Consider the following 26558-nt stretch of genomic DNA (forward strand, 5'->3'; position numbering starts at 1 on the left):
CCTTGATCAGAATCGTGGGGCGATTCTGGTGCGATCTTATTAAGTGGGAATTAACGCGAGAAACATCCGAAGTTAACAATATCGTTAACTTCGGATGGCCGGCTTTAAAGCTTCCAGTCCAAGGCCAGCGTAATGGCGCGTGGGTCGCCCCAATACACGCCGTTATAAAAGCCGACGCGTTCGTAATACTTTTTATCGAATAGGTTGTTGACGTTAAGCGACGCTGAGACGTGCTCGTCGAATTGATAGCGGGACATCAGGTTGACCACCGTGTAGGCCTGTTGTGTGATCTTCGCCCGTTCGGTCACCGGTGTGTTGCCGACGCGTACCCCCGTAGGTCGATTGCTCCAATCGTAAATGTCGCTCTGCCAGTTCACCGCGCCGCCGACCGTGAGGTTGCGCCACGCCCCCGGCAAGCGGTAGGCGCTGGAGACTTTCAGCAGGTTCAGCGGCTGCCCGGTGTTGTTGCGTTTACCCGAGCCGTTGACCGAATGGGTGTAGGTATAACCGGCCGTCAGGTTCCAATCGGGCATGATTTCTCCGGCAGCTTCCAATTCGAAGCCGTTGACCTTGTTACCTTTGCCGCCGGACTTGTAGTACTCCTCCCCGGTGATGGGATTTGGTGGCACTGAATCGTCCCGCTCGGCGACGTTGTCCTGGGTGCTCCAGAAATACGCCGCCGCCAGGTTCAGACGCTCCTCCAGCACGCTGCCCTTGAGGCCCACCTCGTAGTTGCTGCCCACCACGGGTTCAAGGTACTTCTTGCTGGCATCCTTGAGGCTTTGTGGCTTGAAGATGTCGGTGTAGCTCGCGTAGACCGTGTACTCCGGCGTCAGGTCGTAGAGCAGGCCCGCGTAGGGCGTCCACATATCATTGTGGGTCTGGCTGTTTTTGCCGGCGGCGGTAAGCTGGTCGTTGGCATCGTATTGCGGGGCGGCGCTTTTCAGTTCCCAACTGCCATAGCGGCTGCCCAGCACCGCATGCAAGCGGTCGGTGAGGCTCAGTCGCGTGGCCAGGTAGCCGGCCTTTTGTTGCTTGCTGCTGTGTTCGCCCTTGAGGTGGGTGACGGTGTCGCCGAACTTGGCGATCCCGCCCATGTATTTCCAGTCTTCGATGGTGTAGTAGCTGGCGGGTAGGTTGCTGCGCATCACGGGGGAAACGTCCCGCTGCGTGGCCTCGCCATAGCCCATCATCAGTGCATGTTCGCGGCCCAGCAGTGCATAGCTGCCAGCGAGGTTGAGGTCGACGGCCTCCATTCTCGATGTGCCGCGCATGTGGCTGGCCCAGGCGGTCATGCCGCTGCGGTCATCGTTGGGGAAGCCCGCGCCGCCGTAGTACACCTTGCCGTCCGTGTCGCTCTGGCGATGGGTGTAGGCGGCCTTCACGTGCCAGTCGCCGCCCAGCCGATGGTCGAGGGTTGCGAAGGTGGTCTTGTCCGTCAGCGGCCATGAACTCCAGTGCGCCGCCATATTGGTGGAGCGCGACAGACCGGCCTTGCCGCCCTCGCTGTTCCAGTACGGCACAGTGCCCCAGGAGGTGCCTTGGACCTGCTTATTCTGGTAGTCGAAACCTACAGCCAGCACGGTATCGTCGGAAAGATCGCCCTCCAGGATGCCGTAGCCGACCGCCCGCTGCAGGCCATAGTTGTCGCGGAACGATTGGCTGTCACGATAGGCCAGCACCGTGCGCCCGCGCAGCTTGCCGTCGAACGCCAGCGGGCCGCCCACGTCCACGTAGCTGTAATAGTTGTCATGGCTGCCGGCGCTGACGCCGGTTTTCGCCTGCCATTGGGCCGTCGGGCGCTTGCGCACCATATTGATGGTGGCCGAGGGGTCGCCGGCGCCGGTGGTCAAGCCCGTGGCACCGCGTACCACCTCGATGTGGTCATAGATGATGGTATCGGCGTCGGACTTCATGTAGCCGAAGGTATTGAGCATCCCGTCAATCTGGAAGTTGGTGATGCCGTAGCCGCGGGAGGAATAGGACACGCGGTCGGAGTCGTTGTGCTGGACGTTGATCCCGGTGGTCTGGCGCAGCACGTCGGTCAGCGTGTTGAGATTGAAGTCATCCATCTGCTGGCGAGTGATCACCGAGATCGATTGTGGGGTTTCCTTGACCGACAGGTTCAGGCGGGTGGCGGTGCTCATCGAGCCGGTGGTGTAGGCACCGGTGTGTTCGGTGGTGGCACCCAGGCCTTCGGCGGAGATGTTGGTCGCGCCGAGTTCGAGCGGGGTGTGTTCGGGGTCGGTTTCAGCCAGCAGGTCCGGGCTTAGGGCGGCGCCACACAGGCCGAGCGTGAGGGTCATGGAGCGGGTAAAAGGCGCGAACATCGCGGAAGACTCCTTGTCGTCTTTGCGGCCACCACGAAAAGGGAAGGCCTTGGCTCAAAGACGAAAGGAGCGGGGGAACTTTAGGGCTAAACGAGAATGATTGTTATCTTTCTGTTACAAGGCCGGCGGTTCCTGCAGGACCACATCGGTCGGATTGGCCTTTTTCGGCTTGATCAGGCTGAAGTCGATCAACGCCTTCTGCTGGCGCATATAGGGGTTGCCGATCAGTTGCGGGCGGGGTTTGAAGCTGTCGCTCACCAGGCTTTTGCTGCGGTCGAGCTCGTTGAAACTGAGCCCGGCCAAGTCGGCCCAAGTGTGGATCAACTGCGAGCTGGTGTAAGGGCGTTGCAGGTCGCCGGCGAAACTCCAGTCGTGGGTTTCACGCCATTTCGGCGAGGCGTAGGCCATGAACGGAATGGTGTACATCGGCGCCGTCGGCTTGCCTTCGTTACGCCCCAGGGTGGCGTGGCCGGCGGAATCGAATACGTCTTCGCCATGGTCCGACAGGTACAGCAAAAAGCCGTTGGGATCGGTCTTGGCGTAGTCCTTGATCAGGCTCGACACCACGAAATCGTTGTACAGCACCGCATTGTCGTAGCTGTTGTAGGTGGGCAGTTGATCGTCACTGATCCCGGCAGGTACACCCTGGCGGTCGGTGAATTTGTCGAAGGTCGGCGGATAGCGGTACTGGTAGCTCATGTGGGTGCCTAGCAGGTGCACCACGATGAACTTGCGCTCGGCCGGGTCGGCCAGGGCCTTGGAGAATGGCGCCAATACATCGCCGTCGTATTGGCGGGCGTTCTGGTTGCGGTTGTTGTTCAGGTACACCTGCTCGTCGGCCTGTTCGGAAAAGGTCGTGAGCATGGTGTTGCGCTTGGTCATGGTCTGCTGGTTGGTGATCCAGTAGGTCTTGTACCCGGCCTGTTTCATCACGCTGACGATCGACGGTGTCTTGAGGTAAAGATCGGGGTTCTCCTCGTCGGCGAACGTCAGTACCTGTTGCAGGGCTTCGATGGTATAGGGGCGCGGGGTGATGACGTTGTCGAACACCGCCAGTTGATCGCGCAGCTTGTCCAGCTCCGGCGTGGTGTTGCGCGGATAACCGTAGAGACTCATGCGTTGACGGTTGGTGGACTCGCCGATCACCAGCACCAGGGTCGACGGCTGGCCGGCCATGGTGTCCTTGAGGTTGGTCAAGGGCGCGATCTGGCTGGCGCTGTCGAGCATGCCTTGCATATTGTCCAGCTGTTCGGTGTAGCGGCGGTAGGCAACGATCATCTGCCAGGGCACGGCCGGTTCGATGCGCGATTCGAAGCGGTCGATGGCGTCGTCCAGGGTGTCGCTGCGGGCAATCTGCTTGACCAGCGGGTAACCGATGATCGCCACCAGGATTGCCGTTGCCGCCACCAGGGCCTGGCCGCGCGGCAAATACACCGGGCGTACCCGGGTCCACAGGAAAATAGCCACGGCGGTGTGGGCAATGAACGCCAGCACGATCCACCAGGCGAAGTATTGGGTGGCGTACTCGCCGGCTTCGGAGATGTTCGATTCGAACATGATGAAGATGACGCTTTGGGAAAATTCCTGCTGGTAGATGAAGAAATAACCCAGGCTGGCCATGGAACAGGCCCACAGCACCACGCCGATCAGGGCAGCAAGCAAGCGCGTACGGCGGGGGAACACCAGCAGGGGCGCGAGCCATATCGCACTCATGAAGAAGGCTTGGCGAAAACCACTGAAGCCTGAAGTGCCGCTGAGTTGGATCAGCAGTTGGGTAATGCCGGAGAAGTACCAGAAAAACACGAATAGCCAGGCAAGACCGGCCCAATCAAAGCCTTTCGCAGACGTGGTGCTGCGTTCGAACATCGCCATCCAGCGCTCCAACCCGGTAATTTTTCAGTCGACGCGCAGGGCTGCACGCAACAGAGGCCACCCTTGCATGGGATGGCCCTTGGGGGCGGGAGTATCGGGAAGGGCATGTGAAAACTTTGTGAGATTTATGTAGCCGTTATCTTACAAAGTGATGACGGGCTCAGCAGAGCGCGGGCTGCGCACCGGAAGGCTGGTCCAGCTGGGCCTGAATGATATGGGCACGCAGGCGCATGACCTCAAGCTGCAACTGATCGCGTTCGTCTTTCAACTGGCGCAATTCATCGCGACGGAGTGTGACGTAGAGGGTCTGTGGAGGACGGGTCATCTGTGCTGTGCTCATTGCTTGCCTCGCAAATAGCCGGTGTGTCGCGGTGTGCCAGAACGCTTGAGTCGAGGTTCTCGGCAACAGTCGGAAGCAATTCTGAATTCTTTTTCACCTCAATGGAACTTTTTTATTTTTGGTGGTCGTGTGACTTTCGGGGGCGTGATGGTGAAACGATGGCAACTTTTTCCCATGAAACTACACGGATCTGCCCTGGACTAACCCTCATTAGCCTCATTGCGCTATAAACTATGTCACACATTTATTCAGTAGTTGGGAGCATCAGCACATGCAACTGGGGATTATCGGACTAGGCCGCATGGGCGGGAATATTGCACGGCGCCTGATGCTCAATGGGCATACCACCGTTGTTTACGACCGTAACGAAGCATTTGTCAAAGGTTTGAGCGAAGAGGGCGCCACCGGCGTTGCCGACTTGAAGGCCCTGGTGGCCGGGCTGCAGAAACCGCGTGCTGTCTGGGTGATGTTGCCGGCAGGCGACCCCACCGAAAACACCATCAATGAACTCAGTGAGCTGCTGGAAGACGGTGACGTGATCATCGACGGCGGCAACACCAACTATAAGGATGACGTACGTCGCGGCAAGGCCCTGGCGCAAAAGGGCCTGCACTATGTCGATGTCGGTACCTCCGGCGGCGTCTGGGGCCTGGAGCGTGGCTACTGCATGATGATCGGCGGCGACACCGAGACGGTGCAGCGCCTCGACCCGATCTTCGCCAGCCTGGCACCGGGCCTGGGCAACATCCCGCGCACCAAGGACCGTTCCGCGTCGGCTGACAAGCGTGCCGAGCAGGGCTACATCCACGCCGGCCCGGCGGGCTCCGGGCATTTCGTCAAGATGATCCACAACGGCATCGAGTACGGGATGATGCAGGCGTTTGCCGAAGGTTTTGACATCCTCAAGACCAAGAACTCGGAAAACCTGCCCGAAGACCAGCGCTTCGACCTCAACGTTGCCGATATCGCCGAAGTCTGGCGCCGTGGCAGCGTGGTCTCGTCCTGGTTGCTGGACCTGACCGCCGACGCCCTGGCCACCGACCCCAAGCTGGACGGTTACTCCGGTTCCGTGGCCGACAGTGGCGAAGGCCGCTGGACCATCGAAGCCGCCATGGAACAAGCCGTGCCGGTGCCGGTATTGTCCACGTCGTTGTTCGCGCGGTTCCGCTCGCGCCAGCAGAGCACCTACGGTGACAAGATGCTGTCTGCCATGCGCTTTGGCTTTGGCGGCCACGTGGAGACTTCCAAAAAATGACCGCCAACGGCAAGAAACTCAAGGCCGAACCTGCTCCACCCACCACCCTGTTCCTGTTTGGCGCCCATGGCGACCTGGTCAAGCGCCTGCTCATGCCGGCGCTGTACAACCTCAGTCGTGATGGCTTGCTGGGCGATGGCCTGCGTATCGTTGGCGTTGATCACAACGCCATCAGCGATGCCGACTTCGCCAAGAAACTCGAGGACTTTATCCGCACCGAGGCCGCGAGCAAGGTCAAGGGCAATGGGGATAACGCCCTCGATCCGGCATTGTGGGCGCAACTGGCCAAAGGCATCAGCTACGTCGAGGGCGATTTCCTCGATGACAGCACCTACGCCGACATCGGCAAGAAGATCGCCGGCAGCGGCACCGGCAACGCGGTGTTCTACCTGGCCACCGCACCACGCTTCTTCAGTGACGTGGTGCAGCGCCTGGGCAGTGCCGGCCTGCTGACGGAAACCGATGACAGTTTCCGGCGCGTGGTGATCGAGAAGCCCTTCGGCTCCGACCTGGCCACCGCCGAAGCGTTGAACGCCAGCCTGCTCAAGGTGATGAGCGAGAAGCAGATCTATCGCATCGACCATTACCTGGGTAAGGAAACGGTCCAGAACATCCTCATCAGCCGTTTCTCCAACGTGCTGTTCGAAGCGTTCTGGAACAACCATTACATCGACCACGTGCAAATCACCGCCGCCGAAACCGTCGGCGTGGAGACGCGAGGCAATTTCTTCGAAAAAACCGGCACCCTGCGCGATATGGTGCCCAACCACCTGTTCCAGTTGTTGGCGATGGTGGCCATGGAGCCCCCGGCTGCCTTTGGTGCCGATGCGGTGCGCGGTGAAAAGGCCAAGGTCATCGGTGCGGTACGCCCGTGGTCCCTGGAAGACGCGCGGGCCAACTCGGTGCGCGGGCAATACACCGCGGGCGAAATCGCCGGCAAGCCACTGCCCGGTTACCGCGAAGAAGCCAACGTCGCTCCCGACAGCAGCACCGAGACCTTCGTCGCCCTCAAGGTGATGATCGATAACTGGCGCTGGGTCGGCGTGCCGTTCTACCTGCGTACCGGCAAGCGCATGAGCGTGCGCGACACCGAGATCGTGATTTGCTTCAAGCCGGCGCCCTATGCGCAATTCCGTGACACCGAGGTGGACGAGGTCAAGCCCACCTACTTGAAGATCCAGATCCAGCCCAACGAAGGCATGTGGTTTGACCTGCTGGCGAAAAAGCCCGGGCCGACCCTCGACATGGCCAACATCCAGCTGGGCTTTGCCTACAAGGACTTCTTCGAAATGCAACCGTCGACCGGGTACGAAACCCTGATCTACGACTGCATGACCGGCGACCAGACCTTGTTCCAGCGCGCCGACAACATCGAAAACGGCTGGCGTGCAGTGCAACCGTTCCTCGATGCGTGGAAGGAGGACGACGGGATCCAGACCTACAAGGCCGGTGAAGACGGGCCTGCAGCGGCTGACGAATTGCTGGCGCGCGATGGCCGCACCTGGCACTCGCTCGGATGAGTGATGCAGCGATTCATCCCATCCGTTTTATCCTCAGCGACGTGGACGGCACCTTACTGCATCCGGATCACCGCCTGAGCCAGCGCACCGCCGATGCGGTGAGCGCCCTGCGCGCGGCCGGGGTGTTTTTCAGCCTGGCCAGTGGGCGACCACCCAAGGCCATGCTGCACCTGATCGAGACATTCGGGATCGATGTGCCGGTCGCAGGCTTCAACGGTGGCACCTTGATCAACCCGGATGGCAGCATCCTGGTTGCCCACCATCTGCCGGCGGAGGCGGCGCTGGTGACCTTGGCGCTGTTCTCGGCCGAGCCGGATGTGGAAGTGTGGGTGTTTGCCGACGGTGACTGGCTGCGCCGTGGTCCGCCAGGGCCGGTGGAACCGCGCGAAGTCCATGGCCTGGGGTACGGGCCGGTAGTGGTGGAGAGTTTCGAGCCCTACCTGGAGCGTATCGACAAGATCGTCGCCGCGAGCAACAACACCCCATTGCTGGTGACGTTGGAAGCGCAATTGCAGCCCAAGGTCCAGGGCTTGGCCCAGGTGTCGCGTTCGCAGCCGATTTATTTGGATGTGACGGCCATGCTGGCCAACAAGGGCGAGGCGTTGAAGACGCTGGCGGCGCACCTTGGGGTGCCGCTGGAGCAGACGGCGGCCATCGGGGATGGGGGCAATGACCCGGCGATGTTTCAAGTGGCGGGGTTGTCGATTGCCATGGGGCAGGCGGAAGAAGCCGTCAAGCGCCAGGCCAGCGTGGTCACCGGCAGCAATGTCGAGGAGGGCGCTGCGGAAGCAATCGAACGGTTTATTCTCGCGGCGCGATAAGCGTCTTAAGTTCGATTGTGCAACTTGCGACCACTGTTTTGCAGTGATCGCAAGTTAGCCGCGATTTACTTCGGCATGGCCCAGGACTGCAACTGGTAGCCATCTTTGTCGAGCTCGGCGCGGGCTTGCAACAGCAAGTCTTCCAATTGCGCCGGGTCGCTATAGGTGTTCGACGACAATTGTTTGCTGCCGATACGGGTATTGGTGCGGTCGATGACACTCAGGCTCAGGGCGCCGTTGCCGTCGTGCCAGGCCACGCATTGAAAGGGCTGGAAAGCACGGTCTGCGATCAAAAGAGCTTCGTTGATGCGGAGCGGGGCGTTCATGTGGGTCTCTCTCTAAATGCCCATTCAAGTGAGTACCGGCGGTTGGGCTGACCGTGCGGCGGGTTACTTGTACTGATGCGCGATGACGGGGTGCGGGTCACATGTTAGAGCAACAAATTTCAACTTTTCCTGATTGATGTCATGTAAGCGGCTGTTTTGAAAGCTGAATGAAAGTTTCAGCGCGGCGCAACTTTTCAGCTCAATGCATTGTTTGATGGCTTTTTACCCGCTGTTATAGCGAAATGGTACAAGGCCTGCGTCAAGATCTTGCTAGTGTTAGCGCTGGTCGTCACAACACATTGTTTCTAAATAACTTTAACAATTTTGACGCCAAGGAATAGTCATGGTTGTTACACCCGTGCAGCGCCGCTTACTCGTGGTTGACCCCTGTGACGACTGCCATGGCTTATTACCCGGTTTGCGCACGGCAGGCTGGGAGGTCGACAGCTGTGCCCTGGAGGCGGTAGGTGACCGATCCTGTGATGTCGGTTTGCTGCGGCTGCAGCCTTACCATCTGGAGCGTCCGGAAGCGGTCAAGGAACTGATTGGCCGCAGCGGCACCGAATGGATTGCTGTGCTCAGCCAGGATGTACTGCGCTTGCAAAATGTCGGTGATTTTGTCTGCGAGTGGTTTTTCGATTTTCATACCTTGCCTTTCGATGTGTCTCGGGTCCAGGTCACCTTGGGCCGGGCATTCGGCATGGCGCGCTTGCGCGGCAAGGGGCACACTCCGGTCGATGAGCCCGAGCATGAGCTGCTCGGTGACAGCCGCCCGATTCGCGAATTGCGCAAGTTGTTGTCCAAGCTGGCGCCTACGGAGTCCCCGGTGCTGATCCGTGGCGACAGCGGCACCGGCAAGGAGCTGGTGGCCAAGACCCTGCACCGCCAATCCCAGCGCCATGCCAGGCCCTTTGTCGCGATCAACTGCGGCGCCATTCCCGAACACTTGATCCAATCCGAACTGTTCGGCCATGAGAAGGGCGCGTTTACCGGTGCCCATCAACGCAAGGTCGGGCGCATCGAAGCGGCCCATGGCGGCACCCTGTTCCTTGATGAAATCGGCGATTTGCCCATGGAATTGCAAGCCAACCTGCTGCGCTTTCTCCAGGAAAAGCAAGTCGAGCGGGTCGGCGGCAGCCAGCCGATTCCGGTGGACGTGCGGGTGTTGGCGGCCACCCACGTCGATCTTGAAGCGGCCGTCGCCAAGGGCGCTTTCCGCGAAGACTTGTACTACCGGCTCAATGTGCTGCAGGTGATCACCGCGCCCTTGCGCGAGCGCCATGGTGATGTGGCGATGCTGGCCAACCACTTTTCACGCTTCTACAGCCAGGAAACCGGTCGCCGTCCCCGCAGCTTCAGCGATGACGCCCTGGTGGCCATGGGGCAGCACCCGTGGCCGGGCAATGTGCGCGAACTGGCCAACCGCGTGCGCCGCGGCCTGGTACTCGCCGAAGGGCGCCAGATCGAGGCCGCCGATCTGGGATTGCTGGGCGAACAGGCAATTTCGCCACCCATGGCTACACTGGAAGACTATAAGCACCGTGCTGAACGCCAGGCGCTGTGCGATGTGCTCAACCGGCACAGCGACAACCTGAGTGTCGCGGCCCGTGTGCTGGGGATTTCCCGGCCGACGTTCTACCGGTTGCTGCACAAACACCAGATCCGCTAGGGCGGGTAAACCGAAAAGCCCCGCAACGACCCTTATCGTTGCGGGGCTTTTCCTTGTGCACCGGATTCCGTAGCGGTCGGGTTAGAAGTAATACGGGAATTTCAGGCTGAACGTAAAGTCCGGCGCATCGTCCGTCATGCCGATTGCCAGGTTCGGCACGATGGTCAGGTTATCCGACGCGGCAATGGTCATCCCCACGTTGAAATAACCGGCGTTGGCATCGCTGGAAACCACCGATTGCCAGTCGCCGCCGTTGGGCTTGAGCCTGCTCTTGCGTTGCACCAGGTCGGACACCGAGAACGACATACTCATCTTCTCGTTGAGGGCAAAGGCCACGCCGACCCCGAACTGGAAGCTGTCGCCCAGGCTGACCTTGCCGCCGACCTTCTGGTTGACGTCACTGCTGATGTCATCGAAGGATTCTTCGAAGTTATGGGTGTAGGACAGCGAGCCAAACAACACGGCAGGGTCGAAGGTCTTGACCAGGGAAATGCCCGGTGTGATCGACCACACGCCATTGCCCGTAGGCAGGCTTTCCGGCACGAACAGGTTGTCGTTGCCGGGTGTATTGATCAGCTTGATACCAAACGGTTCTTTGCCGGTGGGCGCCTTGACCCGCACCGACACCACGGCATCCGGCAGGGTGGGGGTTTCGTCGAGGAACTTGTAGGCCACGCCGAAGTTGACGTCGCCGATGGTCGGGTCGCGGGTGACCGACTGTTCCGATGTGGCGGTGCCGTTGTTGCCGGCACCGGCAGACTGGTAAGTCGACTCGCGGTACACCACCGGCACGTTCACGTCGAACTGCCAACGGTTATCGACGTTGTAGCGCCCGGTCAGGTCCAGGGTCCAGTTATCGGACTTGATCCGGTCCAGGTTGATGTTGCCGAGGAAAATCGAGTCCAGCGCCAGGAAGCCGTTGAGGGTCAGCTGACGGGCGTCGTAACGGGCATAGGTAACGCCGGTTTCGAAGCTGAACTTGCCGTTGCCGAAAAAGCCGCTGGCTTCGTTATAGAGGTTACTGACGCTTTGTGCCGGGGCCGAATCATCCTTGAGAGACTGGCCGTAGGAACTGCCGCCGCCCCCCGCACCACCGGAAGCCGCCGCGGCCCCCGTGCCCGCGACAGTGGTGCCGTTGGCTTTCTGAAAGTCTGCCGGCGACTTGGCCAGGCGTTTGGGGGCCGGGGTGGCCGGTTGGTCTTCGACCTGACGCACGCGCTGCTCCAGCACGGCCAGCGCTTTTTGCTGCACTTCGTACCGCTGCTTGAGTTCCAGAAGTTCCTGTTTGAGGGTTTCGATGTCGCTATCTGGCGCTGCATACAGAACGGATGCGGGCAAGAGCGTACTTAAACAGATCACAGCACGGAGCGATAACGATCGATGCATGAAATAAGCCGTCCTTTTCTAATGCGTAAGTGTCGACGGTCAGCGTAGTTCAATAACCGAGCGTGCGTAGGGCTTTGAGTTGATCCAGATTGCAGTTCAATGCACCGTTGTTCAAACCGTTATTGTTCATCACGACGTTAAGTTGGGTCATGTTGTTGACGAAGTTAGTGTTGCCGGTCAGCACCGTGCCTTGCAGCACATTCCCGCCGCCGATCTGCTGCAGGCTGTTGCCCTGGTTGTGATTGGCCTGGATCGCCATCTGCAAGCCGCCGTTGTTGGCCGACACGCTCACGCGGCCTGCCGCGCTGTCACCGGTAACGGTGCCGCCGGCCACCAGTACTTGCCCTGATTGCACGATGTTGGAGGGCGCAAAGCCGTTCTCGACGGTGATGCCTACATTGTTGTAGGCGGTGTTGCCATCGCCGGCGGTGCGCACACTTTGTGTCACACCCTGGCCGCTGCCCAGGCCTGCCCCGCCGGTAACCGTGCCGGTGCCGGTATTCGGGTTCGTGCCGTTGCCGGTCGAGCCGGTGGTTTGTACATAGAATTGCGGGGTAACGGTCGACGAATCGATCTGCATGCTGGCCTTGCCGGTGATGCTGTCACCCACGGCGTTGGTCCAGGTGCTGCTCATGACAATGCCGAAGCTGATGATCCGCCCCGGCATTACGTAACGACCGCGCAGGTCGGCCATTTCCGAATCCTTGAGTTCGATGGGTTTGAACCCCGACGAAGCATAAGCGGGCATTGAGGCTGCCAGACACAAGACCGTCAGCCAACGGGAAGTGTTCATCTTTTGCTCCTGGAGCGTCCTGCCCCTTATTGCGCTTCTTAGAAGAAGTCGCTCTGGATAAAACCGAAATCCATCAGCTCGGCATCGCCTACGGGCCTGAACTCATTCATCTGGCTCTTGGCGGTCAGCGGTGTGGGCGGGTCGAGCAGGGCGTTGGCCTTGTCGTAACCTTCACCCAGCACGGCGAACACGATGCCGTTCCAGCCCTTGACGAAGTCATCATGGGAATAGCGCTTATGGCCCAGTACCGGGTCGCCGATATAGACCCAGTCCTTGTCGGCCCGCTGCATCACCACGAAGTGCTTGTAGCCACGAATTTCCAGCAGCACCACCACGGGGATCTTTACGGTGACCAGTGTTTCTGGCGCGATTTTGTAGCCCCGGGCACGCATGCCGATGCTTTCGAGGTAGCGCTTCATGTCCAGCATGGAAAAGCCCTGGGTACGTACCAGGTCCTGGTCGGCATTGACCAGCATGCCTTTGATGACGTGATCTTCGTCTACATCCAGCCAATAACCCTGGCGCAGAATGGTAGCGAGTGCCGCAGCACCGCAGCTGAAGTCGGTTTTCTGTTCCACCAGGTTGGCGAACCGGCGCTCACGAATACTCTCGACCTTCTTGTAGATCACTGCACCGCCAGGCAGGGCGGAGATCGCCATGGTGCCTGCCCAGGTCGGGCCGGTGAGCAGCATCAGGAGGGTTAGGGTCGCGAGGCGCATGATCGTGTGACCTGCTGGACACTGGAATAAAAAAGGGCCTTGTTGCCAAGGCCCCGTTGGATCAGAAGCGCACGCCGCTGGCGCAGACGCTGCAACCTTGACCGATCGACAGGCTGTTGCTGCCTTGGTTGCCCGAGCCGGATTGCAGGTTCACACCCACGTTGCCGGAGTTGCGGTTAACCGAGTTGTCGAGGCTGGAGTTGTTCGACACGTATTGTGGTTTGCCGCCATGGTGGCCATACCCGGTAGCCGCGGCGTTGAGGTAGTTGTTGGCGAGCGAGTTTTGCTCGGTGTTGGCGGCCGCTGCGATGTTTTTGCCATCAGCGGTGGTGATTGCCAGGTTGTTTTTACCCTGGTTGCCTTGACCGGCCTGGCCGTTGTAACCCAGGTTGCCGGAGTTGCCGTTAGCCGAGTTATCCAACGAGGCGTTGTTCTGGGTGCCTTTGTTGACGAAGTTGTTCAGCCCGCTGTTTTGATTGACATCGACGACAGCGAATACCGTTGCAAAGTCACCTTTGGCACTGGAGATGGCGCCGGAGTTGTCGGCCTGGTTACCGCTGCCCGCCTGTACGTTGACCCCGGTGTTACCGCTGTTGCTGGTGACCGAGCCGTCGGCAGAGGCGTTGTTTTCGGTTTTGGTGTCATCGAATTTGTTGCCCACGCTGTTCTGCACATCGGTCACCACAGAGGCAACCACACCGGTGGGTTGAGGTGCAGGGTGCCAGCCACCACCTGCTTGAGCAGCAGCAGCCATGAGTGCGGCCAGAGCGAAAACCAGTGGTTTCAGAGCCATTTGAGGTTTCATGGTGTTTCTCCTTGCTTCTAATTAGTTGGTTAAGTGTTGGTACGGTCTAACTAGTGCTACCAAGCGTTTACTTGATAGTAATGCCTAGGGTGTTAGCCACTCGGTTCCCCACCCCGGCACTCTGGTTCACCTGAATCACTCCTCGGCTGCCTGTGAAGGCCTGGTCGCTTGTAACGACAAGGCGGCTGCCAGTGGTGGGGGTGAGCCCTGAGTCGGTTGCCAGCGTCGTCGTGTTCTGTTGCAACAGGACGCTGTCATCGATGCTTTGCGGGCCAGGATTGATGCTGATCCGCACGGCGTTGATTGATTGGTTATTGGCCCCGGCCGACTGGTTGATGCCCAGTACACCGTTGCCGTTGGTAAATGAGCTGCCCTGGATCGCCGCCTTGGCGTTCAGGGACGGGTCGACACTGCCGTCGAGGCGCTGGATGTTGACGTTGGTGGCCTGGCCACCGAGCGCGATGGCGCGGCTGTTGGACATTTGTTGCTGGTTGCCGGCCGCCTGGTTGATCGACACGACACCTTCGTATTGTTTGCCGCTGTTGTTGATCACCGCGGTGTCGTCGGCGAATACCGGGGCGCTGGCCAACAGGGCGAGAACGAGCACGGAGCGATTCATTATTTGCCCCCCAGCATGCTGCCGATGTTGTTCAGTGGCGCCATGCCGCGCTGGATCGAGTCGCTGATCTGCCCGCCCATGCTGCTGCCCGCACCGTGGCCCGCGGCGGAGCCGGCCCCCAGGGTGGACATGCTGTTCTGTGTGGCGTGCAGGCCGGTCAAGGTGCCGTTGGTCTGAACTGCGCGGACAATGCTTGAGCCGCTGCTGATGCCGCCGATATCCATATCACTGAGCTCGCCGGTGGCACCGATGATGTCCCGGCTGGGGTTGGCGTTGGCGGTGGTGGGGTAGGGGTCTTTACCGAAGGCGGCGCGGCCGTACATATGAGCCTGCACGTTGCGCCCTGTCACAATCACACCATCCTCTGCAAAGCTGGGAACACTGATGCCGACGCTGAGTACACAGCTGATCAGCAGCACGTTCATCGAACCTTGAGTGAGTGTGGCCATGGCGGCATTCCTTATTCGTCGCGCTGACCCTAAACAGCGCTGTAAGGGATAGAGCAGAAGCCGTGCCGCTTTTTATTTATTGTTGTTATTCAATAGGTTGGAGTTATTTGTGGGCAAAGTGATGTCAGTGCTGTTTCAGCGCTGAGACACCTGCTGCCCAGGTATACACACAGCGCCGTACCACAAACGATTCACCCCGCTGTATCAGCGCTGTAACACCGCGTATGACAAAACGATGAATCCGCACGGCACGGGCGGTCCAGAGGCGTCGAGTGTTTCAAAAATGGACACTTCAGGCGCAACGACGCCCGAGCCGGGGGGGCAAGCTCAGCCTTTGGGGGATTTACGCGGGATGGAATTGAGTACGGGGTTGCCATCCTGGTTCTGGGTCAGGTAGACCGGCAAAACCTTGGGCAAGGAGGGGATGAGGTTATTGACCTCGGTGATGTTGTAGATGCCGCCGATGCGAATTGTGCCGGTGTTGGCGTCTGCCAGCATCACCGGTTTGTTCAGGTAGCGGTTGATCAACGGCAACGCATCCACCAGCGCCAGGTTGTCGAGCACCAGCTTGCCCTGGCGCCAGGCCAGGGCACGGTCATTGGTGGTGATTGCCTGTACGCGCGGCGTTGCATCGCCCTGTTGGTAGCTGGCCTGCATGCCCGGCGTCAGGGGTACGCTGCCGTGAATCCGGTCGCTGGTAATCTGCACCGAGCCTTCGAGCAACATCACCCGCACCTGGTCTTCATACTTCCAGACGTTGAACTGGGTGCCCGTGACGCGCACCTGGCCTTCGCCTGCGTGCACGATAAACGGATGGGCGCTGTCATGGCTGACTTTGAAGAACGCCTCGCCCTTGTTCAACGTGACGCGGCGCTGATCCTTGTAGTTGCTGTAGACCAGCTCGGTGCCCAGGTTGAGTTCCACCTCGCTGCCGTCGCCCAGGGTGACCTGGCGCAAGCCATTGGCGGCCTGGAAGCGCTCATAGGAACTCGGCAGCCAGCCGGCTTCCCAGCCAGTGAAGGCGGCCAGAGGCAGGGCGACCAGGCAGATCGCCGCCGCTACCGCGTAGGTGCGCAGTCGGCTGCGCGGCTTGAACGGCACCACCACCGACGGGATTTCGTGGCGGGGCAGGTGGTCGGCGACGTCCCAGATTTCCAGCATGGCCGCGTATTCAAAGGCGTGCAGTGGATGGGAGTCATGCCATTGCGCAAAAGCCTGACGTTCATCCGCGGTGCAATCACTGGCGTGCAGGCGCATGCACCAATGCGCGGCAGCGTCGGTGATGGCGTCATATTCGGCTTCTGAAACGGACTTTTCGCTCATTAACTCATCCTGATTTCGCACATTCTAACCTCCCGAGGTGGACCGCGAGAACAGGCGTCATGGCGATTGCACATCAATTGGAACTTATTCTTATTTGCCAGGACCTAAAAAATTCAGGACATTCCCACAATGGAGTACGAATATGCTGAAGAAAACCTTAGCCGCCCTGTGTGCAACCACCGCGCTGCTCAGTGCTGGCGCCGCTATGGCCGATAAGCCCGGTGCGGGCTGGATCACCATCGAAAAGGCGATTGAAGTGGCCAAGACCAAGGCCGGCTACATCGAAGTCTACGCGGCCGAAGCCGATGACAACGGCTATTGGGAAGTTAAGGGCCGCAAGTCAGACGGCACCGTGTATGAAGCGCGCATCGATGGCGCTTCGGGCAATATCCTGCGTGACCAGAAAGACTGATAGACCCGCCGGGAGCCTGTTCAGGCTCCCGCATCCAGTTCCCGGCCGAGTTGGCTGATCATGTAGGTCACCGAGTCGGCATTCGCCAGAATGGTATCGATACGTTTATCGGCGTCGCTCATGAAGATGGCACGGGCATCACTGAGGGTGCGAGTGCCGGTGGTGCTCAGCACCTTGTCCTTGGCCGGTGTGGTCCCGCGATTGCTGCCGAAGTCTTCCCATGCCTGGGAAAAATCGTCCCAGGTCTTGAACAGCAGGGCGGCGGGCGTGAGGGTGGACAAGGCGGTCTCGCGCAGGTCGGCCAGGTCGGTCTGCATCGGCCTGGCGCCGCGGATGCTGACATTGATCAGGTCGTGGAACGGCCGCATGCTGTCCAGGTAGGCCAGGTCTTCGGTCAAGGATTTGATGTGGGTGATTTCGTGAATCAGCACCGTTGCCCGTGCATGGGCAGAGAGGTTGAAGGGCGTGTTCAGACGGTTTTGGTAGATATCCATGTGCGGGTCGAAGAAGCGATCGAGCAAATAGATTTTCTGCTCTGTGTCATTGGGCAGCACGAAGGCAAACGTGTCGTGTGGGCTATAGCGATGGGTGCCGGCGACAAAACGCTGTGAGTCGGGACCGATCAGGGTGTGATTGGTCAATTCATCGAGCAGTTCGTCGACGCGTCGCTCGACTCTTTGCACTTGATCGGAGGTCAGCGTGACCACGCCGAATAACTCGCTGAAAAACCGCCCGGCGCGGCTGTTGGGGTCCAGGTGTGTGGCAAAGTGCAGGAGGTTGCGCTTGCAGTTGACCGCATAGTACGTCGCGACATTGAGCGCTTCATCGATGCATTGGGCTTTCCAACCGGACAGTGCGGCAATTTCCCGCATGCCCGCCGCTTCGATATTGATGGCATCGCGCTCGGCCGCCCGTGTTTGCACTCTGCCTGTGTAACGACTCAAGGTTTTTCCGTAGCGTGGATGATGTCGATCCAGGTCCAGTGTCCAGCCGCCCTGGGCATGGTGTTGTACATAAGGGCCGTGCAACTCGCCGTTGCTCAGGCGCCAGCGTTGCCCGGCTTTTTTCACCGGGTAGACCTTGCCTGCCACCGCGACAAAATCGCGGGTGCCGGTCTCATCTCGATAGGGGCTGTTGGGTGAAACTTGCTTCAAATCAGCCAAGGCCACCCCATGGTTTTCAAACGCTTGCAAATGGGTACGCCCGGGAGCGGTCAGGTCCAGGTCGGCCAAAGTGCCTGGGGCAGGCGGCGCAGCCTGCAGCCATTGCTCCAGGTCGGCCGGCCTGGCGGGTGAGGGCGGCGCAAAGGCCTTGTCCATGTCCCTGCGCAAGGAGGCCAGCTCGGCCACCCCGGCGGCAAAGGTCTTGAGCGCGTGTTGCCAGCGATGTTGCTGCAGGTCTTCAGCGGAGGCCTTGAACAATTCATAGCTGCGCCACACCACCAGCGGATAGGCGAGCTTGCCGGCGAGCAATTGCAGGCCCTTGGGGATTTCCTCGCTGAACAGGCTGGTGATCGCGTCCCATTGGGTGCTGCCCAATCGCTCGAACTGGCGGGCCAGCATCCGCAGCAGCATCTCGCTATTGTCATCGAACAACTGGTTCAGCAGGTTGCCGCCGATGGGCGATACGCCAAGACGAATCTCGGACAATCCCTGGCTCCAACGCTCTCCCAGCAAGTTGCGGTAAGTCGCTTGATGGGGCGCGTCCAGCTGCCCGACTATCCAATCCTGCAGTGCGCCCGGGGTGGTGAACTCATGGAGCAGCGCGGCTTCATCCGCGTATTCGCGCAATAGATGCCTGGGGCTGTAGGGCGCGTACAGGACCAGTGGGCCGCGGGCGCCGGCGGCCGGCCCGATCAGGTAGCAGCCCAGCGCCTTGACCCGCGCCGCGCCCTCGGTGGCGATCAACTCAAGCGGACGAACGATCGCGGTCGCACCACGCACGGCGGCCCGCGCCACCGCATCGGGCATGTCGAAGGCTTGCTGGATAAAGCGCCAGGCCGAGGCGGACAGCCGCTCATCGAGGGTTTGCCCATGGGCGTATTGCAGCAATTGCCAGGGCAATTGCCGGCAGAACAATCGACGACGTTCGCGGGCCTCTTCGGTCTGGCCCTTGAGAAGGTGGGAAAGCCGGGCCTGGTAGAGGCGTTTCAAATCCAGTTGGCGTACCAGTTGCACGATGGCGTTGCCGTCCAATGCCGCCGGCAACGGCGTGGCGGTAAGCGAACGTGGCCGTATGGCGTCGCCACTGAGTTCGGGCAAGTGCCGCAAGGCAAAGTCCGTGAGGGTCTGGGTGTTGCCTTTCAGGTCGATACGGCCGGGTATCAATACGTTATCCGGATTGACCACCTGCCCCGGAAAACGCGCGTTGAGCAGTTCTGCAAGCACACGCCGGGCTTCATTGCGCATCGGCGTGATGCTGTGCAGGTAGTCACGTGCGTCCGGTGCGCTGATGCGGTATTGCTCCAGCAGTTCGGCGTGGAGGATTTGCTCGTGGGGTGGCGCCATGCCCAGCCCTACCGGCAGCGCTTGCTGGCGGACCAGCGCGTGCGCGATGGCGATGGCCCTGGGCAGGTTGCTCGGTGGCGGGCGACGGATCAGGTTGTCCATGCCGGTCTGGAAACGCGCGGCCTTCAGTCCCATCGAGAACACATGATCGATCTCGTCACGGGTGAAGTCGCTGTAGGTCTGTTGCCGGTTATGCAGCAGGTGATCGTCGATACGTTGCAGTGGGCCGAGCTGACAGGCCTGATGGGGCACGCGCTTGGAGACGCGCAGGTTTTCCATCAGGGGCAGTCGCCGCCGGGGATCCTGCAGGCGCTGCTCCAGGTCATCGCGCAGGGCCTTGATCGATGCAAAGGCTTCATAGCCGCCACGGGGCGTCCACAACAGCGCCATGCCCGAATGCACGTTGTCCAGGCCGCCACGTTCGGTCAATACAAAACAATTGGCCAGGGCGTGGGGTGTGGCATCCGAGCCGATGCGGACAGTCAGGCCGAACGCATCCGGGATAAAGCCGTTCAAGCCATGGCGGGTGAGGCGGGTCATGCTGTCGGCCTGGAGCGTGCTGTCCAGCAACGCCAGGCCGGCGGGCGACAGGCTCTTGTTCAGCGCCCGCAGTTGCGCTTCGCCGTTCAGGCCTTGCAGCATGCCCTGGCTCAGGTGTGCCTGGTTATTCTCCAGCAGCACATTCGGCAAGGTGCGCAGGTCATTGCGGGCAAACGTGCTTAAGACCTGGTCGATGATCGCGTTGAAGGTCGCGAGGGTCAGGTTGTTCAGTTTGTAGGCGGCACCGTCGCTGCGCTTGCCGTAGAACCAGGTGAGGTAGGACGCGCGCAGGGCATCGGCTTGCCTGGCCAGGCGGGCGATAAAGTGCTCGACCATGCTCGAAGACGCCTGGGGCAAGCGCTCTTCGCGCTCCTGGGCCTGGGTGGGGTAGGTATTGATGTAGACGTCTTCGGGCTGCAGGTCCAGGTTTCGTCTGCTCAACTCCACCTGCAGGGCATGGGCGGCCAGGGTGCGCAGAGTTGGAAGTTGGCTGCGCTCCCGTGCCATTGCCGCCTCGACCGCCTGCAGGCGTTGCAGGTGCAGCCTGGCTTTTTCTGCCTGGACGGTGGAGGGGCGGCCATTGCCACTGCTAATCGGATGGACGGACCAGCGCCCGTCGCTTTCCTGCCCCAGCAACCGAGTGTCGAGCATGCTGCGTATGTCCAGGGCGCTGTCGAGCAGGGCGGCCAGATCGACGTTGCCTGCGCTGCGTCGATAAAGCCCCAGCGCATGCTCAAGGTTGCCGAGCTGTTTGGCGACGATGTCTTCGACCGTTTCCTGGAACACATCGCCGGCGACAGGTGTTCCGGTCACCTGGATGTGATCCATGCCGACGAACACGCTGCGCTCATCCATGGACAGGAAATTGAGCAGTTCGTCTTCGTGCCCCGCGGTCTTGAGCATGGCCAGCAGGGTGTCGTTGAGGTCCTTGAGGTCGGCGAGTACCTGCAAGCCACGGGATTGGGTGTAGAGGTACGCGTGGGTAGTGCTGATCATCAGGGTGCTGGCCAGCTCGACGTAATGCTGAAAAGGCGCATGCACCCGCACTTTTTCGATGTTCAGCTGGCTGTCAACGGCTTTGCGCGCGGCCTGGTCCGGAAGGAATACCGTGCGCAGCCGCAGGCTTTCAGCGCTGCTGAGGATCGTTGCCTGGTGCTTGAACAACAGGTCGGCGCGAAACTTGTCAGCCATGACCCGGCTGAAGAAGCGCACGCGCGACTGGCCATCCTTGAAGTCTTCGTTCCAGTAGGTCTGCAGCAGGCTGTTCAATAACGTTGAAAGAATGCTGGCGGTTTGCTCGACCACGCTGTCCCAGCGCTGTTGCTCTTGGGCCAGTTGCTCGGCGCTGAAGGCGCGGGTGTCATGCCCGATGTTGAAATACGTGTGGGTCTGGTCCGTGGGCCAGGCCTGCTGCACGTAGAAGCGCAACAGCGCATCCCGCAACGGCTCGGAGGCGACCCAGTGCATGTCCTCGGCCATGGCCGCACGGCGGAAAAAGTTCACGCGGGTGTTGCTCTGGTTCACCCCTGGAAAATAGGTGCGGGCCATGATGCCGAGCAAGGTGTCGAGCATCTCGCGCAGGCTGGGGAGTTGGCGCAGCTCGGCGAGCATCGCCAGCACATTTTTCTGCTGGGCCGCGAGGATCACGCGTTCCTGGTCCTCCATCACTGCGCCCTGGATCACGGCGGTGGTGACTGTCAGTCGTGTGTCCGCCCCAAGCCCATCCCGCTCGTCGATCGACAGGAAACTCAGCAGGTCGGCGCGGTGCTGCGGTTGCGCCAGGCGGTCGCCGAGTGCATGGAGCAGCCCGGCGTGGCTCGCGAACAGCTCCAGGCCGCCATAGGGCGTATAGAGCACGGCCTTGGCCTCGTCAGGTGTCGGGCTCATCATGAAGGCGCCGGCCAATGGGATGGCAGGTTGGCCGGCGAGGCCCACCAGCAGCCTTTCCACCCGCATGGGATAGCCGTTTTCCGTCGGTGCCATGCGTATCGCGTCAGTGGCGTAATACAGCGTGTTCAGCCAATCAAGGTCCTTGACGGTGAACCCGAGCGCACGCTCCCGTTCCGTCGGCTCCTTGCGTCGGTCCGGGCGCAACAGCTCTTCGAAGAAATAGGGCGGGGTGACGTTTGCCATGCTGCACTCTCCATCTGTATGGCGCGTAGGAGGCTCCAAAGTAGGTGCAGGCATCACGTGGAGGGCGGTAGATAACTGGTGCAGATCGCAAGCGCCCGTTGACAGCAGGCACGGCAGGCGTTGTTTAATCATCGGCCTGGATTCTTGTTGTCTCTTCCAATTATAAAATCGGAGCTACAGATGCCTGCCCAGTCCCCGATAGTCGACAACGCCACAGCCCTCATCGGTTTCAACGACCTGGTGAGGTTGCTGAGTGCGGTATTCGTGAAGCACGGCACCGCGCCGGAAGTGGCCGAAATCCTGGCGCGCAATTGCGCCAGTGCCGAGCGCGACGGCGCCCATAGCCACGGCATTTTCCGCATCCCCGGTTACCTCAGCACGTTGGCCAGTGGCTGGGTCAATGGCAAGGCGGTGCCGGTGGTCACCGACGTGGCGTCCGGCTTTGTACGGGTGGACGCCGGCAACGGATTTGCCCAGCCGGCCCTTGAAGCGGCGCGCGCGCTGCTGGTGGATAAGGCCCGCAGTGCCGGTATCGCACTGCTGGCGATCCACAATTCCCATCACTTCGCGGCCTTGTGGCCGGATGTCGAACCCTTCGCCGAGCAAGGATTGGTGGCGCTGAGCGTGGTCAACAGCATGACCTGCGTGGTGCCCCATGGCGCCGACCGGCCGCTGTTCGGCACCAACCCCATCGCCTTTGCCGCGCCGCGTGCCGACGGCTTGCCGATTGTGTTCGACCTGGCCACCAGCGCCATCGCCCACGGCGACGTGCAGATTGCCGCGCGCAAGGGTGAGCGCTTGCCGCCGGGCATGGGGGTCGACAGCCTCGGCCAGCCCACCACCGACCCCAAGGCTGTGCTGGAAGGTGGCGCGTTGTTGCCCTTTGGCGGGCACAAGGGCTCGGCGTTGTCGATGATGGTCGAATTGCTGGCGGCGGCCCTGACGGGGGGTAACTTCTCCTTCGAGTTCAACTGGGCCGATCACCCCGGCGCACGTACGCCCTGGACCGGGCAATTGCTGATTGTGATCGATCCGAGCAAAACCGCCGGGCAAAGCTTCGCCGAGCGCAGCCAGGAACTGGTGCGGCAGATGCATGCGGCGGGATTGCGGCGCTTGCCGGGGGATCGACGTCATCGCACGCGGGCGAAGTCGTTGGAGGAGGGCGTGGTGGTGGATCTGGAAGCGCTGAACCAACTGCGGGACTGGGCTACGTAGCAGTTGACGAGGCTCGTCAGCTGCTACGGGTATGTGTCGGTCAGTTACGGCGACCCAGCAGCAGGCCAACCACCAGGCCAAAGCCCGCGGAGATCGCCACGGTCTGCCATGGATGGCCACCGATATAGGTTTCGGTGGCATCGACCACCGGCTTGCTGCGCTCGCGCACGTTGGATACCGAGTCCAGTGCCTGCTTGAGTTTGATGGCGACCTGTTCGCGCAGGGTTTCGCCTTCTTCGCCCACCAGGGCAGCGCTGCTTTTGAGCAGCTTGTCCGATTCTTCGATCAGGGCCGTCAGTTCACTGAATGCTTGATCCTTGATTTGATCTTCAACAGCTTGGGCGGCAGTTTTGCGGGCCATGGGTGTGACTCCTTGCAGGTGAATGTGACAGTGAACAATGGAGTGCCGGGCGGTGGCAAAAGTTGCAGTTTTTTTGCCGGGTCGGCACTGGCGAACGAAATCCGAATCCGGAAAATTCGGCCTACAGTGTAAGATGTCGTCTATTTGTGCAGCAGGTATTTCAACATGAGCTTCAATCTCGCCAACAAGACCCTCGCCGAACGCGCCGAGCTGGAAGATGAAAAGTCCCGCCTCTACGACCTGTGGCAAACCAACCTGGGCAAGGCCAAGGGCGAAGCCGCGCGGTTGTTCGGTGAGCGCGCCAAGCGCAAGGGCAAGTGGGCCGAATGGGTCCGCGCCGAACTCGACGGCATGTCGCCGCCTGAGTTTTCCAACATGGTGCGCAGCGAAGTCAACAAGTTGATGGCGGCGGCGAAGTAAAACCGGCGGCAATCGCTTCGCGTACTTTAAGCAACATCGGATCAAGCTGGGCCTGGGTGCGCCAACCCAGTTCCACCGGGTAGCGCGGCAGCGCCAGCGGGCAGGGCAGGACCCGTAGGCCGGTCATCTCGGCAATGGCCTGCGCCGCATGCCCGGGAATGGTCGCCACCGCCTGGCTGCCCTTGAGCAGAAACGGCAGTGCGGCAAAATGACTGGTCGAGGCGCACACCTGGCGGCTCAGGCCTTGCGCCGCCAGCCCTTCGTCGGTGATGCCGATGAACCCGCCTGACGACACCAGCACATGCTCGCGGGTAACAAATTCATCCAGGCTGAGGCTTTCCTGGCCCGGCGCCAAACTGTGTGGGTCCACGACGCAGCGATAATCCCCCTCTCCCAGTACCTGCCGACTCAACCGGCTTTGCGCAAAGCCGCCTGCGGTAATCGCCAGGTCCAGGCTGCGGTCGAGCAGGGCGCCGGCGACGATCTGGCTGTGGGTCTGGCGAAAGATCACCCGCAGCTTCGGCAGGCGCTGTGCGATGGCGTCCATCAGCGGACGGCCATAGGCAATCTCGAAATCGTCGGACAGGCCCACCACCACCGAGCGGCCTTGATAGTTCGGGTTGTCCGGATTGACCATCGCCAGGCTTTGCCGACAACGCTCCAGCGCCTCGCTGATCACCGGTTTTAATTGGTTGGCCCGCAGCGTCGGCGCCAGGCCACGGCCGGTACGCACAAACAGTTGGTCACCATAGACGTCGCGCAGACGTCGCAGGCCTGCACTGATGGCCGACTGCGTGACACCCAGGCGCAACGCCGCGCGGCTGGCGCTGGACTCATCGTGGAGGGCTTCGAAGGTTTTCAGCAGGTTCAGGTCGACCTGGGCGATATTCATCTGGCTCATATCATTCAGCACTGAGGTGGTCTTTATTCATGATCGAGCCTGGCGAGAGAATGGGCAACCCCCCTTATCTGGAGTGATCGTGATGCCCGTTTCTACTGTGGCGGCCCTGCAAATCGGTTCCCTGCCTGGCGGCAAGGCCGACACCCTGGCGCAAATCCTCGCCTATGAAGACGAAATCCTGCGCAGCGGCGCGCAATTAGTGGTGATGCCCGAAGCGCTGCTCGGCGGCTATCCCAAGGGTGAAGGATTCGGCACCCAATTGGGCTATCGCCTGCCCGAAGGCCGCGAAGCCTTTGCCCGCTATTTTGCCAACGCCATCGATGTGCCGGGCGCCGAGACCGAGGCCCTGGCCGGCCTGTCGGCACGTACCGGCGCCAGCCTGGTGCTGGGTGTGATCGAGCGCAGTGGCAGCAGCCTGTATTGCACCGTGCTGTATGTCGAACCCACGGGCGGCCTGGTGGCTAAGCACCGCAAACTGATGCCCACTGGCACCGAGCGGCTGATCTGGGGCAAGGGCGACGGCTCGACCTTGCCGGTGATCGACGCGGCGGTAGGACGCATCGGCGGTGCGGTGTGCTGGGAAAACATGATGCCGCTGCTGCGCACCGCGATGTACGCCAAGGGCGTCGAGGTATGGTGTGCGCCGACGGTGGATGAGCGCGAGATGTGGCAGGTGAGCATGCGCCATGTGGCGCATGAAGGGCGCTGCTTTGTGGTCAGTGCGTGCCAGGTGCAGGCCTCGCCCCAGGCACTGGGCATCGAGGTCGCCAACTGGCCTGCAGAACGCCCGTTGATCGCCGGCGGCAGCGTGATTGTCGGCCCCATGGGCGACATCCTTGCCGGGCCGTTGCTGGGTGAGGCGGGGTTGTTGACCGCGCAGATCAACACCGATGACCTGGTGCGAGCGCGGTACGACTATGACGTGGTGGGGCATTACGCCCGCCCGGATGTATTCGAGCTGGTGGTGGATGAGCGGGCCAAGCCAGGCGTGCGCTATATCACTGACTGATAGGCGGCCGCATTCACACTGAAGTCTTGAGTCCTGCATAAATAATTTCAGGCGAGCGCATTCTTGTGGTGAGCGGGCTTGTCCCGCGCTGGGCTGCGCAGCAGCCCCAAAACCAGGCGCAGAGGAGTGTCTGATACACCACATTTGTCTTCATCAGGGGCGCTTCGCACCCCAACGCGGGCGGTGCGACGATTCGACAAGCCCGCTTGCCACAGAGCTCCCGGTTTGCTGCGCGCCAGTGCTACGTCGAAGAGGGAGTGGGACCTCCCACCTTTGGGGCTCAGCGTTTAGAGGATTGGTTTTCCAGCCATTCCTCGCGGGTCATTTCCCAGATATCCCGTGGGAAAGTGCCTGCCACAAACTCACCTTCATCCGTCCTGATCAAACGCATGCCCGTGCGCTCGGAAATCCGCCGCGAGCCCAGGTTGGGTGCGGCCTTGGGCACCCGCAGCACGGGGCGCTTGAGCACGCCGAACCAGTAGTCGGTCACCGCCGCGCTGGCTTCGGCCATCAACCCTTGCCCCTGCCATTGCGGCCCCAGCCAGAACCCGCGGTTGTTATCCTGCTCGTCCATCAAGCTGACGTTACCAATCAACTGTCCAGGCGCGCTTTTCAGGCGCAGGGACCAATGCCATTCCTTGCCACGGGCCATGGCGGGCAGGGCGATGTGCTCCAGGTAGGTGCGCGCGCCGTCGGCCGGGTAGGGCCACGGCACCAGGGCGTTGAGGTAACGCACCACGTCCCAATGCGCGAATTGCTGCTGGATCCCTTCGGCATCGTCCAGGGTCAGCGGGCGCAGGATCAGGCGTTCGGTAAAGAGTGTCGGTTGCATG

23 protein-coding genes are annotated in these 26558 nt (G+C 60.9%); 8 read left to right on the forward strand and 15 right to left on the reverse strand.

Annotated elements, in window-relative coordinates:
• Nucleotides 1-104: 104 nt before the first annotated feature.
• The 3 genes from BB029_RS25180 to BB029_RS33405 form a co-directional block, all read right to left on the reverse strand.
• Entirely contained in the window at nt 105-2330 is a 2226-nt protein-coding gene (locus tag BB029_RS25180; protein WP_065941230.1) for a TonB-dependent siderophore receptor, read from the reverse strand.
• A 114-nt stretch (nt 2331-2444) separates the two neighbouring features.
• Complete coding sequence (locus tag BB029_RS25185; RefSeq protein ID WP_065941231.1) at nt 2445-4202, reverse strand: phosphoethanolamine transferase CptA; 1758 nt, start codon at nt 4200-4202, stop codon at nt 2445-2447.
• 160 nt (nt 4203-4362) lie between these two features.
• A complete protein-coding gene (locus tag BB029_RS33405; protein WP_256097793.1) occupies nt 4363-4542 on the reverse strand; it encodes a DUF6026 family protein in 180 nt (59 codons plus the stop codon).
• 226 nt (nt 4543-4768) lie between these two features.
• On the opposite strand from BB029_RS33405, the gene gnd reads away from it, so the two are divergent.
• The 3 genes from gnd to BB029_RS25200 are packed head-to-tail and all read left to right on the forward strand — an operon-like array spanning nt 4769 to nt 8138.
• Nucleotides 4769-5797 carry a phosphogluconate dehydrogenase (NAD(+)-dependent, decarboxylating) gene (gnd, locus tag BB029_RS25190; RefSeq protein WP_223841635.1) on the forward strand — a complete coding sequence of 343 codons (1029 nt, stop codon included), beginning with the start codon at nt 4769-4771 and terminating at the stop codon, nt 5795-5797.
• Nucleotides 5794-7317 (forward strand): glucose-6-phosphate dehydrogenase, encoded by a 1524-nt coding sequence (zwf, locus tag BB029_RS25195; protein ID WP_065941232.1) that lies wholly within the window; start codon nt 5794-5796, stop codon nt 7315-7317. Before gnd ends, zwf begins: the two co-directional genes overlap by 4 nt.
• Entirely contained in the window at nt 7314-8138 is an 825-nt protein-coding gene (locus tag BB029_RS25200; protein WP_065941233.1) for a Cof-type HAD-IIB family hydrolase, read from the forward strand. The genes zwf and BB029_RS25200 overlap by 4 nt, the downstream gene beginning before the upstream one ends.
• A gap of 65 nt (nt 8139-8203) precedes the next feature.
• Here the strand turns inward: BB029_RS25200 and BB029_RS25205 are convergent, their stop codons facing one another.
• Nucleotides 8204-8464, reverse strand: a complete 261-nt coding sequence (locus BB029_RS25205; RefSeq protein ID WP_032887053.1) for a hypothetical protein — start codon at nt 8462-8464, stop codon at nt 8204-8206.
• Between the two features lie 343 nt (nt 8465-8807).
• On the opposite strand from BB029_RS25205, the gene BB029_RS25210 reads away from it, so the two are divergent.
• Complete coding sequence (locus BB029_RS25210; protein ID WP_065941234.1) at nt 8808-10133, forward strand: sigma-54 dependent transcriptional regulator; 1326 nt, start codon at nt 8808-8810, stop codon at nt 10131-10133.
• A gap of 81 nt (nt 10134-10214) precedes the next feature.
• On the opposite strand, the gene BB029_RS25215 is transcribed toward BB029_RS25210, so the two are convergent.
• The 7 genes from BB029_RS25215 to BB029_RS25245 form a co-directional block, all read right to left on the reverse strand.
• Nucleotides 10215-11519: a hypothetical protein gene (locus BB029_RS25215; RefSeq protein WP_065941235.1), complete on the reverse strand. Its 1305-nt coding sequence runs from the start codon at nt 11517-11519 to the stop codon at nt 10215-10217.
• Between the two features lie 49 nt (nt 11520-11568).
• The gene (locus tag BB029_RS25220; protein ID WP_065941236.1) at nt 11569-12312 is read right to left on the reverse strand and encodes a hypothetical protein; all 744 of its coding nucleotides are present in this window, start codon (nt 12310-12312) and stop codon (nt 11569-11571) included.
• 38 nt (nt 12313-12350) lie between these two features.
• Nucleotides 12351-13031, reverse strand: coding sequence for a C39 family peptidase (locus BB029_RS25225; protein ID WP_065941237.1), 681 nt, complete (start codon nt 13029-13031; stop codon nt 12351-12353).
• A 61-nt stretch (nt 13032-13092) separates the two neighbouring features.
• Nucleotides 13093-13836 (reverse strand): hypothetical protein, encoded by a 744-nt coding sequence (locus BB029_RS25230; RefSeq protein WP_065941238.1) that lies wholly within the window; start codon nt 13834-13836, stop codon nt 13093-13095.
• Between the two features lie 67 nt (nt 13837-13903).
• Complete coding sequence (locus tag BB029_RS25235; protein ID WP_065941239.1) at nt 13904-14455, reverse strand: adhesin; 552 nt, start codon at nt 14453-14455, stop codon at nt 13904-13906.
• On the reverse strand, nt 14455-14904 hold the full coding sequence (locus BB029_RS25240) for a hypothetical protein (RefSeq protein ID WP_065941240.1): 450 nt from the start codon (nt 14902-14904) through the stop codon (nt 14455-14457). The genes BB029_RS25235 and BB029_RS25240 overlap by 1 nt, the downstream gene beginning before the upstream one ends.
• A gap of 327 nt (nt 14905-15231) precedes the next feature.
• Nucleotides 15232-16227 carry a FecR family protein gene (locus tag BB029_RS25245; RefSeq protein WP_065941241.1) on the reverse strand — a complete coding sequence of 332 codons (996 nt, stop codon included), beginning with the start codon at nt 16225-16227 and terminating at the stop codon, nt 15232-15234.
• 142 nt (nt 16228-16369) lie between these two features.
• Between BB029_RS25245 and BB029_RS25250 the strand changes: the two genes are divergently transcribed.
• Entirely contained in the window at nt 16370-16639 is a 270-nt protein-coding gene (locus tag BB029_RS25250) for a PepSY domain-containing protein (protein ID WP_027606443.1), read from the forward strand.
• 20 nt (nt 16640-16659) lie between these two features.
• Here the strand turns inward: BB029_RS25250 and BB029_RS25255 are convergent, their stop codons facing one another.
• Nucleotides 16660-21819 carry a dermonecrotic toxin domain-containing protein gene (locus BB029_RS25255; protein ID WP_065941242.1) on the reverse strand — a complete coding sequence of 1720 codons (5160 nt, stop codon included), beginning with the start codon at nt 21817-21819 and terminating at the stop codon, nt 16660-16662.
• 180 nt (nt 21820-21999) lie between these two features.
• Here BB029_RS25255 and BB029_RS25260 point away from each other — a divergent pair, with 180 nt between their 5' ends.
• Nucleotides 22000-23034 carry an Ldh family oxidoreductase gene (locus BB029_RS25260; RefSeq protein WP_065941243.1) on the forward strand — a complete coding sequence of 345 codons (1035 nt, stop codon included), beginning with the start codon at nt 22000-22002 and terminating at the stop codon, nt 23032-23034.
• A gap of 40 nt (nt 23035-23074) precedes the next feature.
• On the opposite strand, the gene BB029_RS25265 is transcribed toward BB029_RS25260, so the two are convergent.
• Nucleotides 23075-23395, reverse strand: coding sequence for a YqjD family protein (locus BB029_RS25265; RefSeq protein WP_032887039.1), 321 nt, complete (start codon nt 23393-23395; stop codon nt 23075-23077).
• 165 nt (nt 23396-23560) lie between these two features.
• Here BB029_RS25265 and BB029_RS25270 point away from each other — a divergent pair, with 165 nt between their 5' ends.
• Nucleotides 23561-23815, forward strand: a complete 255-nt coding sequence (locus BB029_RS25270; RefSeq protein ID WP_003190904.1) for a hypothetical protein — start codon at nt 23561-23563, stop codon at nt 23813-23815.
• On the opposite strand, the gene BB029_RS25275 is transcribed toward BB029_RS25270, so the two are convergent.
• Nucleotides 23787-24707 (reverse strand): LysR family transcriptional regulator, encoded by a 921-nt coding sequence (locus BB029_RS25275; RefSeq protein WP_065941750.1) that lies wholly within the window; start codon nt 24705-24707, stop codon nt 23787-23789. The genes BB029_RS25270 and BB029_RS25275 overlap by 29 nt on opposite strands.
• Nucleotides 24708-24798: 91 nt before the next feature.
• Here BB029_RS25275 and BB029_RS25280 point away from each other — a divergent pair, with 91 nt between their 5' ends.
• Nucleotides 24799-25725 (forward strand): carbon-nitrogen hydrolase family protein, encoded by a 927-nt coding sequence (locus BB029_RS25280; protein ID WP_065941244.1) that lies wholly within the window; start codon nt 24799-24801, stop codon nt 25723-25725.
• 280 nt (nt 25726-26005) lie between these two features.
• On the opposite strand, the gene BB029_RS25285 is transcribed toward BB029_RS25280, so the two are convergent.
• Entirely contained in the window at nt 26006-26557 is a 552-nt protein-coding gene (locus tag BB029_RS25285; RefSeq protein ID WP_065941245.1) for a GNAT family N-acetyltransferase, read from the reverse strand.
• Nucleotide 26558 lies beyond the last annotated feature (1 nt).

The sequence above is a fragment of the Pseudomonas sp. S3E12 genome (genome assembly GCF_001702295.1).
GTDB classification, from domain to species: domain Bacteria; phylum Pseudomonadota; class Gammaproteobacteria; order Pseudomonadales; family Pseudomonadaceae; genus Aquipseudomonas; species Aquipseudomonas marginalis.

Coding starts and splice junctions, on each gene's coding strand:
- BB029_RS25180 (WP_065941230.1), bottom strand. CDS start 2,330: ATGTTCGCGCCTTTTACCCGCTCCATGACCCTCACGCTCGGCCTGTGT.
- BB029_RS25185 (WP_065941231.1), bottom strand. CDS start 4,202: ATGGCGATGTTCGAACGCAGCACCACGTCTGCGAAAGGCTTTGATTGG.
- BB029_RS33405 (WP_256097793.1), bottom strand. CDS start 4,542: ATGAGCACAGCACAGATGACCCGTCCTCCACAGACCCTCTACGTCACA.
- zwf (WP_065941232.1), top strand. CDS start 5,794: ATGACCGCCAACGGCAAGAAACTCAAGGCCGAACCTGCTCCACCCACC.
- BB029_RS25200 (WP_065941233.1), top strand. CDS start 7,314: ATGAGTGATGCAGCGATTCATCCCATCCGTTTTATCCTCAGCGACGTG.
- BB029_RS25205 (WP_032887053.1), bottom strand. CDS start 8,464: ATGAACGCCCCGCTCCGCATCAACGAAGCTCTTTTGATCGCAGACCGT.
- BB029_RS25210 (WP_065941234.1), top strand. CDS start 8,808: ATGGTTGTTACACCCGTGCAGCGCCGCTTACTCGTGGTTGACCCCTGT.
- BB029_RS25215 (WP_065941235.1), bottom strand. CDS start 11,519: ATGCATCGATCGTTATCGCTCCGTGCTGTGATCTGTTTAAGTACGCTC.
- BB029_RS25220 (WP_065941236.1), bottom strand. CDS start 12,312: ATGAACACTTCCCGTTGGCTGACGGTCTTGTGTCTGGCAGCCTCAATG.
- BB029_RS25225 (WP_065941237.1), bottom strand. CDS start 13,031: ATGCGCCTCGCGACCCTAACCCTCCTGATGCTGCTCACCGGCCCGACC.
- BB029_RS25230 (WP_065941238.1), bottom strand. CDS start 13,836: ATGAAACCTCAAATGGCTCTGAAACCACTGGTTTTCGCTCTGGCCGCA.
- BB029_RS25235 (WP_065941239.1), bottom strand. CDS start 14,455: ATGAATCGCTCCGTGCTCGTTCTCGCCCTGTTGGCCAGCGCCCCGGTA.
- BB029_RS25240 (WP_065941240.1), bottom strand. CDS start 14,904: ATGGCCACACTCACTCAAGGTTCGATGAACGTGCTGCTGATCAGCTGT.
- BB029_RS25245 (WP_065941241.1), bottom strand. CDS start 16,227: ATGAGCGAAAAGTCCGTTTCAGAAGCCGAATATGACGCCATCACCGAC.
- BB029_RS25250 (WP_027606443.1), top strand. CDS start 16,370: ATGCTGAAGAAAACCTTAGCCGCCCTGTGTGCAACCACCGCGCTGCTC.
- BB029_RS25255 (WP_065941242.1), bottom strand. CDS start 21,819: ATGGCAAACGTCACCCCGCCCTATTTCTTCGAAGAGCTGTTGCGCCCG.
- BB029_RS25260 (WP_065941243.1), top strand. CDS start 22,000: ATGCCTGCCCAGTCCCCGATAGTCGACAACGCCACAGCCCTCATCGGT.
- BB029_RS25265 (WP_032887039.1), bottom strand. CDS start 23,395: ATGGCCCGCAAAACTGCCGCCCAAGCTGTTGAAGATCAAATCAAGGAT.
- BB029_RS25270 (WP_003190904.1), top strand. CDS start 23,561: ATGAGCTTCAATCTCGCCAACAAGACCCTCGCCGAACGCGCCGAGCTG.
- BB029_RS25275 (WP_065941750.1), bottom strand. CDS start 24,707: ATGAATATCGCCCAGGTCGACCTGAACCTGCTGAAAACCTTCGAAGCC.
- BB029_RS25280 (WP_065941244.1), top strand. CDS start 24,799: ATGCCCGTTTCTACTGTGGCGGCCCTGCAAATCGGTTCCCTGCCTGGC.
- BB029_RS25285 (WP_065941245.1), bottom strand. CDS start 26,557: ATGCAACCGACACTCTTTACCGAACGCCTGATCCTGCGCCCGCTGACC.